Source organism: Flavobacterium sp. 21.1 (assembly GCF_057801535.1).
This window is the reverse complement of the sequence record NZ_JBYNXA010000001.1, coordinates 473,068-485,907: the sequence shown is the minus strand read 5'-3', so window position 1 is coordinate 485,907 and position 12,840 is coordinate 473,068. Positions and strand designations below refer to the sequence as shown.

Genomic DNA, 12,840 nt, shown 5'->3' with positions numbered 1-12,840 from the left:
TATTGGTGTCCGTAAGCGAAAGGGCAAAAAGCGCTTAATTTTAAGCATGAAAAAATTTAAAAACAGCTTTTTTTATATCGGAATTGTTGGTGTTACTACCGCAATTATGTACTGGACCATCCAAAACGGAAAAGTCCTTGAAGCTGGGCGAAATGTCGTTGTCCCAAACAACGGGAAAAGTCAGTGGGAAGAATTTCTTCATTCACTTGTACACAACCTTACGCATCCTTTAGCCATTTTGCTGGCCCAGATTGTTACGATTGTTTTCGTGGCAAGATTATTTGGTGCTATTTTCAAGAAAATCGGACAGCCTTCCGTTATTGGGGAAATCCTTGCGGGTATTGTGCTCGGACCTTCCTTGGTTGGTAATTATTTTCCGGAATTCTCCAACGCTTTATTTCCCGAAGCTTCCCTTGGAAATCTTCAGTTTTTAAGTCAGATTGGGTTGATCCTGTTCATGTTCGTTGTCGGAATGGAACTTGACTTGAAAGTACTTCAAAATAAAGCAAAAGAAGCAGTTATTATCAGTCATGCCAGTATTGTGATTCCGTTTACGCTCGGACTCGTTTTGGCGTATTTTATATTCCAGCGATTTGCTCCGGACGGCGTTGAATTTATTTCCTTCGCACTTTTTACCGGAATTGCCATGAGTATTACGGCTTTCCCGGTTTTAGCCCGAATAGTGCAGGAGCGGGGCTTACATAAAACGAAACTCGGCGCCATGGTAATTACCTGCGCTGCTGCAGACGATATTACTGCCTGGTGTATTTTGGCAGCGGTTATTGCAATTGTGAAGGCGGGTTCTTTTATCAGTTCGCTTTACATCATCGCGCTTGCTTTGATCTATGTTTTACTGATGCTTAAAGTGGTAAAACCGTTTTTAAAGCGTATAGGCGATTTGTATGACCATACCGAAGTTATCACCAAACCCGTAATTGCGATATTCTTTCTCACGTTACTGATTTCTTCGTATGCCACAGAAATTATTGGTATTCACGCTTTGTTTGGCGCATTTATGGCTGGTGTAATCATGCCGGAAAGTATGCGTTTCAGAAATATCTTCATCGAGAAAGTGGAAGATGTTTCGCAGGTCATGCTTTTACCGTTGTTCTTCGTTTTTACCGGACTTCGTACGCAGATCGGTTTGTTGAACGACGCTTATCTGTGGGAAGTATGCGGTTACATTGTTTTAGTGGCTGTATTGGGTAAATTCGTCGGCAGTGCGCTAACGGCAAGATTTGTCGGGCAGACCTGGAAAGACAGTTTAACGATCGGAGCTTTGATGAATACCCGCGGTCTGATGGAACTGGTGGTTTTGAATATCGGATATGATTTGGGCGTACTGAAACCGGAAATCTTTGCGATGATGGTGATTATGGCTTTGGTAACTACTTTTATGACCGGTCCGTTTCTGGATTTGTTTGAATATATCTTTAAGACCAAAACCGAAATCGTTCCCAAGGAAATCGTTCAGAATAAGAATTTTAAGGTGTTGTTTTCCTTTCATAATGCAGAAGAGGGAAGGTCACTGCTTCGACTTGCCAATAACTTTGTCAAAAAGAATCACAACAATTCGCTGGTGACAGCTATGCATATCTTACCGATCAACGAATTGAATCCATACAACATTGATGAGTACGAAGAAGACAGTTTTAAACCAATTTTACAGGCTTCGGAAGAATTACATCAGAAAGTAACCACTTTATTCAAAAGTTCGATAGATGTTGAATGGGACCTTATCGAAGTATCGAATCACGGGGATTTCGATTTGGTGCTGATGGGCTTAAGTCAGTCGATTTTTGAAGGAACCCTATTGGGGAAAGTACTTGGATTTACAACCCGAATCATCAGCCCGGAAACTTTACTGAACAAATTTACCGGTAAGGAAAAATTATTCGAAAATTCGCCTTTTGACGAGCGTACCAGTCATGTTTTAGCAAGAACGGAAGTGCCGGTAGGAATATTGGTTGATAAAAATTTCACGGAAGCTAAACGCGTTTTCGTCCTGCTTTTGGAAGAATCCGATTTGTTTTTGATGGATTATGCCAAACAGCTTATCCATAATGTGAATTCGGAAGTGACGGTTTTGGATAAAGCCGGAAATTTTAAAGACAATAAAGAATTTACCGACTGCATTCATAAAATAGAGATTAAACATCCGAAAAACATCAAACTGGCTACGGAAAGAAAGATCGAAAAGGCTTTACTTGACGAACAGGATCTGATGATCATCAGCGTTGAAAGCTGGAGAAAACTTCTGGATGCCCAAAGTTCATGGCTGAACAAAACGCCTTCTTTGCTTATCATTAAGAAATAAAAAGAAAGTTTTGTAAAGTTAAAATCGACCATCCGAATGAAGGGTACTATAAATTTTCTAATATGATTTACGTAATACTAGGATTAAGTATACTTTTTATAGTAATCGGATTTGTTGTAACCGAAAACAACGCAAAATACATTCTTTCAGGTTATAACACCATTTCCGAAGAGGAAAGGAAGGAAGTCGATATAAAAGCGTACATCTCTTATTTCCATAACTTTCATATTTTTTTAGGAATCTCTTTAGCTAGTATGGGTTCGATTCTTTACTTCTTTTTTGATCCGGATTGGAGCTGTATTTTTTTATTCATGTATCCGACGCTTGCCTATACCGTTTTCATCTGGAAAGGACTTAAATTTTCAACCGATCAGAACCGAATGCCGGCCTATTCTGCAATAATCATATTACCTGCAGTGACAGGATTCATTTTATATCAATTTATCAATGACACTAAGGAAAACGAAATTCTGATAAAAACTGACAGCATAGAAATTTCGGGAAGCTATGGAGAGGAGATCAATAAGAGCGATATTGAAAAGGTCGAATTGGTAAATGAATTGCCTGCAATGTCAATCAGAACAAACGGGGTAGCACTTGAAACAATAAAGAAAGGCTATTTTAGAACCGAAAAAGGGGAAGAGGTAAAACTTCTGATAAACTCAATTGACAAACCCATTATCTTAATTACCAAAAAGAATAATTTTAAAATCTATTATTCTGCTAAAGACCGTTCCAGCGAGAAGATCTGTAAGGAACTGATAAAAGAACTTAAATAGAAACTCAAATCCTTTTTTGTATCTTTATGTGAAGATAAACTTATAAAACTATGGCACTTATCAATCCTCACATTAACTTCAACGGAAATGCCGAAGAAGCATTCAATTTTTACAGATCCGTATTTGGCGGAGAATTTGCAATGGTCATGCGTCTAAAAGATTTGGCAAGCGCCGAATTCCCGGTAGATGAAAATGATGCTAATAAAATAATGCATATTGCTTTGCCTATTGGCCCAAATGTTTTAATGGGCAATGACGTTCCGGAAAGTATGGGACGGGTAAATGAAAATGAAAACCGATCTAAAATTTCTGTCAGCGCAGAAAGTCGTGAAGAAGCCGACAGATTATTTAACAAACTTTCATCAGGCGGAAGTGTTGAAATGCCTATTGCTGACAGTCCTTGGGGCTCCTATTTTGGAATGTTCAGAGACAAATACGGTATTGAATGGATGATTGATTTTGATCCGAAATATAAAGGGAAAGTATAAGCAGAAATAACGAATATCGTTGTAGCTTATAAGGACGGACCTGTCTAAAAACAAAAATTCCACTAATTTACGAGAGCAATTCTGTGTAAATCAGTGGAATTTGTATTTAAAAGTATATCTGAATTTAGTACAAGCTCGGGTATTTCACCGGATTAACTTCATTCATAATACCATAAACTTTCTCAAAAATATCTTCTACAGAAGGTTTAGAGAAGTAATCGCCATCTGTTCCGTAAGCAGGACGGTGTGCTTTAGAAGCCAATGTTTCCGGATTACTGTCTAAGTGTTTGTATCCTTTTTGCTCATCAACGATCTGCTGTAAGATGAAAGCAGATGCTCCACCCGGTACATCTTCGTCAATTACCAATAAACGATTTGTTTTAGCAACTGATTTTACGATATCGTGATTAACATCAAAAGGAAGTAAAGACTGAATATCAATGATTTCCGCATCGATGCCAACTTCCAATAGTTCTTTAGCAGCCTGCTCAACCAAACGCAATGTAGAACCGTAAGAAACTAACGTGATGTCGCTTCCTTGTTTGATAGTCTCCACAACTCCGATAGGGGTTTTGAATTCACCTAAGTTCGTTGGCATTTTTTCTTTCAAACGGTAACCGTTCAAACATTCCACCAATAAAGCCGGTTCGTCAGTTTCCAATAAAGTATTGTAGAAACCTGCTGCTTTGGTCATATTTCTGGGAACCAAAACGTGAATACCGCGAATTGCATTGATGATCATTCCCATTGGAGATCCTGAGTGCCAGATTCCTTCCAAACGGTGACCACGTGTTCTTATGATTAGCGGTGCTTTTTGGCGACCTGCTGTTCTGTATTGTAATGTAGCTAAATCGTCACTCATGATCTGGATCGCATACAAAAGGTAATCCAAATACTGAATTTCAGCAATAGGGCGTAAACCTCTCATTGCTAAACCGATTCCCTGGCCTAAAATCGTAGCCTCACGGATACCGGCATCCGAAACGCGGAATTCACCGTATTTCTCCTGCATCCCTTCTAAACCTTGGTTTACGTCACCGATATTTCCGGAATCTTCCCCAAAAATTAAAGTCTCAGGGTGTTTTTCGAAAATTACATCGAAGTTGTTTCTTAGTACTAAACGAGCGTCCACTTCTTCAGAAGTTTCGTCATAATGAGGTAAAACTTCTTTGGTAGCTAATACGTTTTTGTCTGATTGAGAGAATAAGTGAGAACTGAATTTCGGCTGAATTTTTTCGGTATAAGCCGTAATCCACGCAGCAAGTTGCGCTTTTCCGCTTTCTTTTACGATCAAACGCAAAACTTTACGCGCTGTAGTGATAATATCTTTACGGATCGGCTCTTTAATGGAAGCCAAGTCGTTAGTGTGTTTTTCAATGAAAACTTTGTTTTCGCTTGCCGCCGCAATCGAGTTCAATACAGCAACCAACTCTTGTTGTTCTGCTTTAATCGGTTCAACAAATGCTGCCCAAGCTGCTTTTTTGCCTTCAAGGACATCTTTTTTAGCCTGAGAGTCAATCGCTTCAATTTCTTCAGCGGTAGCCAAATTATTGTCGATTAACCAGATGCGCATTTGAGCCAAACAGTCAAATTCCACTTCCCAAGCCAAGCGGTCTGCATTTTTGTAACGCTCGTGAGAACCTGAAGTTGAGTGTCCTTGTGGCTGCGTTAATTCCTTAACGTGAACTAAAACCGGAACATGCTCTTCGCGGGCAATTTGTGATGCTTTCTGGTACGTTTCAACTAAAGTTGGATAATCCCAACCTTTAACCGTGATGATTTCATACCCTTTATGGTTTTCATCACGTTGGAAACCTTTCAGGATTTCCGAGATATTTTCTTTTGTAGTCTGGTATCTTGCGTGTACTGAAATTCCGTATTCATCATCCCAAACGCTCATAACCATCGGTACCTGTAATACTCCGGCAGCATTGATGGTTTCAAAGAACAAACCTTCAGAAGTCGACGCATTTCCGATAGTCCCCCAAGCTACTTCATTTCCTTTTTCAGAGAAATTAGTCTGGTCGATACCGCCAACGTTTCTATATATTTTAGATGCCTGAGCCAAACCTAACAAACGAGGCATTTGCCCTGCGGTAGGAGAGATATCGGCGCTTGAATTTTTTTGTTGTGTAAGATTCTTCCAGTTTCCGTTTTCGTCAAGCGAATGTGTTGCAAAGTGACCACCCATCTGGCGTCCTGCACTCATCGGATCATGAGCTAAATCTGTATGTCCGTACAAACCTGCGAAGAACTGTTGGATCGTCATTTGTCCGATTGCCATCATGAAGGTCTGATCGCGGTAGTATCCCGAACGGAAGTCACCATTTCGGAAAGCCTTTGCCATGGCTAACTGCGGCACTTCTTTTCCATCACCGAAAATCCCAAATTTTGCTTTACCGGTTAAAACTTCACGTCTTCCTAATAAACTACATTCGCGGCTTACGGTTGCAATTTTGTAATCGTTAAGCACTTCTGTTTTGAAATCTTCAAATGACAGTACTTCTTTAGTGGCTGTTTGGTTCATATAGCTATATGATATGTTAAGTGACAAATTTAATTATTTCTGCAATATAAAACAATGGGGTGGTAAAATAATAATTTCACTTTTGATAATAATATTGTTTCATACCGTGTTTTTTATGAATTATTTTTATATAAGTTGGTTTTTTAATGATAATTTTTCAATTAAACATGATAAAAGCAAGTGTTGATTTTCTGATTTTGAGCATTATAGCCACTTTCTGGTGAATAATGATATCAGGGTTTTCGGACTCAACGTAATCACAAAACGTATTTTTTCGGCATAATTAGGCTGTGCTATTTCCCATCCGTTGTTAGATGAAACAGGGAAGTACAATTCGAAATAATCCGGGACAAAGTTCAGTCGGATACCGTTATCGTACACAAATTCTGAGCTAATGCCTTCGTTTTTAACCAGTCCGACATCACCATAAACCTCGATCCAGTTCCATATATTGAAACTTGCGTTAATGGTCGTCATCCATTGGTTGGCCAATCGGGTATCCAGTTTCGATTTAAATCCTCCTTCGGCCATAATATACTGCTGACTGAAAATCCCGGTGGTTTCCGAACGTCCCAATAAAGCATAATCGTAGAGATAATCAGTAGGACGGTCCAATCCGAAACTGAAAAATTCTGACTTGGTATCGCGATACATGAAAGCTCCGGCAAAAAGACGTAAATTGATCTGTCTGTTGTTTTCAAAAAGTTTGCGGTATTGGACTTCACCGGCTAATTTCCCAAAGTTTTTATCAATCTGGACATCGGTCATCATGCTGTATACTTTAGTAATTTCCGATGCGCCTCTGGTGTAACGTAAGTTGAAAACCGAATAATTTTCATCTTTGCTGACTACAATGTCGGAGTGTTCTCTTTCTACAAATACGTGTCTGATCAGAACATTTTCTTTTTCATTGGATCTATAATTCAAATCTCTGAATTTGAAATTGATAGAAGGTGTTACTTTGGTATATGCGGCATCCGGTGCGTAATGATATGTGGATCCGCCGAGACTGTATCGAATGTTATATAACCGGTCTTCACGAACATTCTGGTTTACCGTAAAATAAGCGCCTCCTATAAGTGACTTTGTTTTAACGGAATAAATAGGGGTTACATCAAAAATAAAAGGCTTGTCCAATAATGATTTATTATGAAAGCTTAATCCGGGCGAAATTCCGTCATAGTAGTTATAAGATACTTCCGGAACGTAAAAGATCTGATTTACAGAGGAATCTTCAAGGTCTTTGATAAAGGTGAATTTTATTGGACGATTGTTTCCTAAAAAGCTTTTTGTCGCTTTCCAGTTGTTTCGAGAATTGTATTCCGGAATTTTGTTTTCATAGTTCAAAACAAGCTTGTCAACATTTTCCTTCGGTAAAGTCAAAATACTGTCTGTGCTAATGTTTTCAACCCATTTTTTAAAAACGACAGCGCCTTTGTTAACTCCGTAAACCGAAACAGGGACATTGGTTTTGGTTTTGTTTTTAAGAACCACTTTAATGGAATCATTCTCTTTTTTGATGGCACCGAATTTAAAGTCAATCAAGTCACGCGTATGAACAACGGTTTTAAAAAACCAATCGGTGTTTTTATCAGTTTTCTGGTTTAAAATGGTTTTAAAATCCTCTTCATTGGTCTGTTTGGTCTGATTCAGCGCAACAAAATCGGTAATGGTCTGTGATACTTTGTCATCGCCTAAATAATCATTTAAATAATCCAGTCCTATCCCGGCCTTATATCGTCCTGAGATCTGTTCGTTGAATTTAATAAATGTACTTTTTGAATCGCCAATAGGTTGGTCAAGATTCTTTCGGGCCATCAGAAGATAGAGATAACTGTACTGTTCGTTAAAATCAGCAGAAAAAAGATTATAGCCTTTCAGAAGTTTAAATTGGGACAAGCGGCCCATCATTTTCATGTTGGGATAGGTTTCTTCTATGTATTTCATCATAACATAGGTCTGAATTCCGTCAATCAACCAGGTTTCCTGTCTCGGATTAACATGCAGAGAAGCTTTCAGATAGTTGTTGACGTAGGTCTTAAGAAATTTCAGTTCATACAGGAATTCATCAGGAAACGGACTCAGAAACGCAGGCAACTGATTAAGGCCATAAAAAGGATTTCGCTCGTAATCAACCTGAGGAACCATGATTTTCTCCTGTGGTAATTTGCCCAACCGCTCGGAAACGAAGGTAACAACGCGGTCAATGACAATGGCTTTCTCTATGTCGTTTAGCCGTCTGTCTTTTAGATTGGTTACGACTACCTGGTCTTTGTTTTTGTAATTGGCGTACGTTGGATTTCTTTCAAGAACAAGATTGAAATCGGTTGTGTTTTTTCCTGTAAGACGGTATTTTTTTCCATTGTCATCATCCGATAATTTATCGCTTTGCAAATCTGTAAAAAGATGAACACCGTATGGAATGCTTATCTCGATATCATAATCGGACGGAGCATTGGCAATATCGTCTAGATTTTCATTACTGTTTTTAACGAAGACGCCATTTTCTATTCTTGCCGGCGCTAAAAACCAGTTTTTTAAGTGCATGCTTCCTGATTTCTCATCATTTCCGAATCGGGTAAAACGTTGATCTTGAACCTGAACTTTATATCGTATATGCAATGTATAGTTCTGATTAGGAGAAATAGGAAAATCAAACTTTATATTTAGTAAGTCGATCTGGTTTTCAGGTCTTGAAAATTCAAGTATTTTTCCATTTTGGTCTGTAATAGAAATTATTGCGGTCATGCCTCTTTCAGAATCGTCCGCCAAATGAAAACTGCGGATAAATTCATCTGAAAATCGTTTCCCTAACGGAGAATTCTTGTCGGAATAGGCATTGGTCCAGTCGTTGAACAGATATTCCTTCAGAGGATTGTTCGTATTGTTAACAAGTGTGATTTCCTGATCAATGGTTAAGGTCTTGTTATCCAGGTCGGCTATTACGACAAGGTGGTTGCGGTGCTGTGCGGATATGAAACCTACATTCAAAAGCAAAAACAGGGCAAGGAAAAATTTAATTATGGCTTTCAAACGGCTGTTGAATTAGGTGCTTTGGGTTATTAATTTCGTAAATTTAGGAAAAACATCGAATTGCCCTAATTTTATGATTAAAAATTAAAATCCTATTACTTTTCTTACAAGATTGTATTTTTGTAAAGTTTTCAATTTCAGCAAGTTATTATCTAATAAATGTGTATTTTTGAATCCCTCAAAAAATATAGAGATGGTAAAAAAAATACTTTTGCTTTTCATTGTTTTTGTTTACAATGCAGGTTTTGGACAAATTGTTATAAACGAACTTGATGCCGATACCCCGTCTACGGATGTATTGGAATTCATAGAACTAAAATCTGCTACGCCAAATTTTCCATTAGATGGCTACGTGGTTGTTTTTTTTAATGCTACCAGCACCAGTCCATATTCAGGAACATTGAGTTATTATGCGATAGATCTTGATGGATTGATTACGGATGGTAACGGGAATGTCTTGTTAGGAAATCTGCAGGTTTCACCGGCTCCGTCATACATTATACCGCAGGCAATGATTCAAAACGGCCCGGATGCAGTGGCTGTTTATCTTGGAAATGCAGATGATTTTCCTTTGAACACGCCGGCAACAGCAACAAATCTTATCGATGCATTGGCTTATAGTACAAATACGACAAGTGCTGCCAATCTGATGAGCATATTGGGTGAAACAGTCAGTTATAATGAAAATGCAAATGGTCTAAAAGATACTCAGTCGATCCAAAGAAAAGTAGATGGAACCTACGAAGTAAAAGCTCCGACTCCAAGGGCAAACAACGACGGCTCGGGAATAGTTTTCAACGGAATTACTACGACATATTCACCGGCAGCTCCTTTGACAGAAGGGCAGAGCCTTACTGTCACTTTTACAACAGATACGAACGTAACGTCAGACCTGAATTTTTCGTTTACGTTGAATAACGGCTCTTTTACGACGGCTGATTTTTCAGGAAGTACGACCGTTACGATCCCGACAGGTTCTAATACTGTTTCGAAAGTAATTCAGATTTTAAATGATGGTGTTAATGACGGTGATGAGAATCTCCAGATAACCATCGGTACTGTTCCTCCTCAATATCTTGTCTTAAGAAACAATATTTCAGTAAGGATTATTGATGCCAATTTTGTGACATCACCTTGGGGCACACCGCTTAATCCTACATATGGTCAGGTTACAAGTACTGTTCCTGCCGGATACTACAGTTTGCTGGAAGGATTGTCGGGAGCAGCTCTAAAACAGGCGATTCAAAATATTATCGCTAATCCGGCTGTAGTTCATGCGCATAATTATGGTGATATATGGGAGATTTTAAAGTCGGCAGACCAAAATCCGTTGAACAATAATCAGGTTTGGCTGATGTATGTGGAAAGGCCTCAGACGAAAATTGACTACCAGTCAGGAAACAGCATCGCCGGTTTCTGGAACAGAGAACATATCTATTGTCAGTCAAGAGGTGGTTTTGCTGATGGCACATCTTCTTTTTCTGACGGAATCAATGTTTGGCTTCCAACCGGTCCAAATGATATCCTTGCCGGTCACGCGGATGCCCATCATATCCGCGCCGAAGACGGTTCGGAGAACAGTTCCCGAAACGAAAGAAATTACGGAGTGGATTATAATGGTCCGGCTGGAAACGCTGGAAGCTGGCACGGTGATGTAGCCAGAGCGATTTTTTACATGTGTGTTCGCTATAATGGTTTAGATGTCGTAAATGGGAATCCGTCACAAAATCCGGATGGTTTTATAGGAGATTTAGCTTCGTTGTTAACATGGAATCACTCCGATCCGGCCGATGATTTTGAGATGAACCGAAACAATTACATTTACACATGGCAGGTAAACCGCAATCCGTTCATTGATTATCCGGATTTGGCAGATTACATTTGGGGATCGCATGCCGGTGAACCTTGGCATTTTAATTTAGGTACTAATGACGTGGCGGATTTGAAATTCCAGATGTATCCTAATCCCGCAAACGATCATCTTACCATTTCAGGGATTAGGGGAGAAGCGGCTGTAGGAATTTATTCTTATACGGGCCAGAAGGTACTTAGTGAGAATTTTACTGATACCGCATATTTACAATTGAATTTGTCATCAGGAGTGTATTTTGTAAAAGTGACCTCCGATGCTAAATCGACTATACAAAAATTGATAATAAGGTAAAGTTTCAAATAAATGAGTTAAAGCCATTCAGAAGTGAGTGGCTTTTTTATTGGCTGAATTGAGATTGTTATGGAAAGGTGTTAAACGAAAAAAGCAAGCTAGTGTAGCTTGCTTTTTTGTTTCATTTAGTTTGTGGGGAGAGCAGGATTCGAACCTGCGAAGACTTAGTCAGCAGATTTACAGTCTGCCCTCGTTGGCCGCTTGAGTATCTCCCCAACGCATAATTGTTTATTGCGATGCAAATATAGGACTGTTTTCTCAGTATCCAAACATATTTTAAAGATAATTCATAACTTTTTTTTAACGTGTTGGATGTGAATAAAATAAAAAAATCCCCCGAAGGAGATTTTATTATTTTGAACCTGAAAAGCGGTTTATTTGGCTAATAATTCAGCGATTTTAGCCTTCAATTCCGCTCCTCTTAAGTCTTTGGCAACAATATTTCCTGATGCATCTAAAATAAAAGTAGCTGGAATTACACCTACGTTATATTGTTTTGCAATTGGTTCCTGCCAGTATTTTAAATTGGAAACCTGTGTCCAGGTTAATTTGTCTTTAGCGATTGCCTCTTTCCATTTGTCAGCATCTTTGTCTAATGAAACTCCGATGATGTTTAATCCTTTTGCATGGAACTCATTGTAAAGCGCAACTACATTGGGATTTTCCGCACGACACGGTCCGCACCATGAAGCCCAAAAATCAACGATAGTCACTTTTCCTAATGATTCTTTCAAGGAAACGGTTTTTCCTTCCGGGGTTGGGGCAGAAAAATCCGGCGCAGCATTACCTGTTTTTACTGCTTTTTGACTGTTTGCGAAGTCGCCTACACGTTTTCCGCTCGCCGTTTTCTTGATATCCGAAGATAGCGAATTGTATAATTTTACAATTTTATCAGATTCCAACGTTTGTCTCCCTATAAAGTTCTCCAATAAAAGACAAGAAATGAATGCTTTTGGATTTTTCTCTACGAAAGATTCAGAAAATTTATCCATGTCTTTTTGAAAGCTCATGTCCTGTTTGGTTAGCGAATTCATAACAGCCGTATCGTTTGCTTTGCGCGCATCTTTGAATTTTTGCTGATTGGCTTTTCGGAACACTACCATCTTTTTATAAATAATTCCGGCTCCGTCATTGTACTCCTGGAATTTGTCATTGTTACCGGTACCGCCGATTTTAGATTTTTGGATTGTATCTTTATCAACTTTGATGTTTATTTCTCCGTTTTCAAGAATAAGCGGAACCATACCGTTGTTTACGCTTTCTATAATGACAAAAGCAATTTCAGGTCCTGTAGTCGTTTTTCCTTTAAATTCGAATTTTCCGTTCTCAACTTTTACAGTGTCTTTTGCTATCGGCCCCATATCATCCTGAAGCTGAAGTATTGCCATTTTTCCGTTTTCGATGCCTTCAGCTGTTCCTGTGATAAGGTATTCGTTATCTCCAACTTTGCTGCAAGAAGCCAAAAGGGATAATCCGGCCAATAAAAGAAGTTTTTTAGTCATAATTTGATTTTTTTAGCATTTATGAATCTT

Annotated in this window: 7 protein-coding genes and 1 tRNA gene; 4 read left to right on the top strand and 4 right to left on the bottom strand. The window is 38.8% G+C overall.

Annotation, left to right across the window (positions count from 1 at the left end; all coding sequences use genetic code 11):
- Positions 1 to 46: 46 nt before the first annotated feature.
- From AC3E9U_RS02210 to AC3E9U_RS02200, 3 genes are all read left to right on the top strand, one after another.
- Positions 47 to 2,317 (top strand): cation:proton antiporter, encoded by a 2,271-nt coding sequence (locus AC3E9U_RS02210; protein WP_488745269.1) that lies wholly within the window; start codon positions 47 to 49, stop codon positions 2,315 to 2,317.
- 62 nt (positions 2,318 to 2,379) lie between these two features.
- Positions 2,380 to 3,096 (top strand): DUF3784 domain-containing protein, encoded by a 717-nt coding sequence (locus AC3E9U_RS02205; RefSeq protein WP_488745268.1) that lies wholly within the window; start codon positions 2,380 to 2,382, stop codon positions 3,094 to 3,096.
- 50 nt (positions 3,097 to 3,146) lie between these two features.
- Positions 3,147 to 3,584 (top strand): VOC family protein, encoded by a 438-nt coding sequence (locus AC3E9U_RS02200; RefSeq protein WP_488745267.1) that lies wholly within the window; start codon positions 3,147 to 3,149, stop codon positions 3,582 to 3,584.
- Positions 3,585 to 3,708: 124 nt separating this feature from the next.
- Here AC3E9U_RS02200 and AC3E9U_RS02195 read toward each other — a convergent pair whose 3' ends face one another.
- Positions 3,709 to 6,111: an alpha-ketoacid dehydrogenase subunit alpha/beta gene (locus tag AC3E9U_RS02195; protein WP_488745266.1), complete on the bottom strand. Its 2,403-nt coding sequence runs from the start codon at positions 6,109 to 6,111 to the stop codon at positions 3,709 to 3,711.
- A 204-nt stretch (positions 6,112 to 6,315) separates the two neighbouring features.
- Entirely contained in the window at positions 6,316 to 9,144 is a 2,829-nt protein-coding gene (locus tag AC3E9U_RS02190; RefSeq protein ID WP_488745265.1) for a gluzincin family metallopeptidase, read from the bottom strand.
- A gap of 193 nt (positions 9,145 to 9,337) precedes the next feature.
- Here AC3E9U_RS02190 and AC3E9U_RS02185 point away from each other — a divergent pair, with 193 nt between their 5' ends.
- Positions 9,338 to 11,308 carry a T9SS type A sorting domain-containing protein gene (locus AC3E9U_RS02185; RefSeq protein WP_488745264.1) on the top strand — a complete coding sequence of 657 codons (1,971 nt, stop codon included), beginning with the start codon at positions 9,338 to 9,340 and terminating at the stop codon, positions 11,306 to 11,308.
- 133 nt (positions 11,309 to 11,441) lie between these two features.
- On the opposite strand, the gene AC3E9U_RS02180 is transcribed toward AC3E9U_RS02185, so the two are convergent.
- Together AC3E9U_RS02180 and AC3E9U_RS02175 are read right to left on the bottom strand one after the other, a co-directional pair.
- A tRNA-Tyr gene (locus AC3E9U_RS02180) sits at positions 11,442 to 11,523 on the bottom strand.
- 159 nt (positions 11,524 to 11,682) lie between these two features.
- Positions 11,683 to 12,810: a redoxin domain-containing protein gene (locus AC3E9U_RS02175; RefSeq protein WP_488745263.1), complete on the bottom strand. Its 1,128-nt coding sequence runs from the start codon at positions 12,808 to 12,810 to the stop codon at positions 11,683 to 11,685.
- Positions 12,811 to 12,840: the final 30 nt, after the last annotated feature.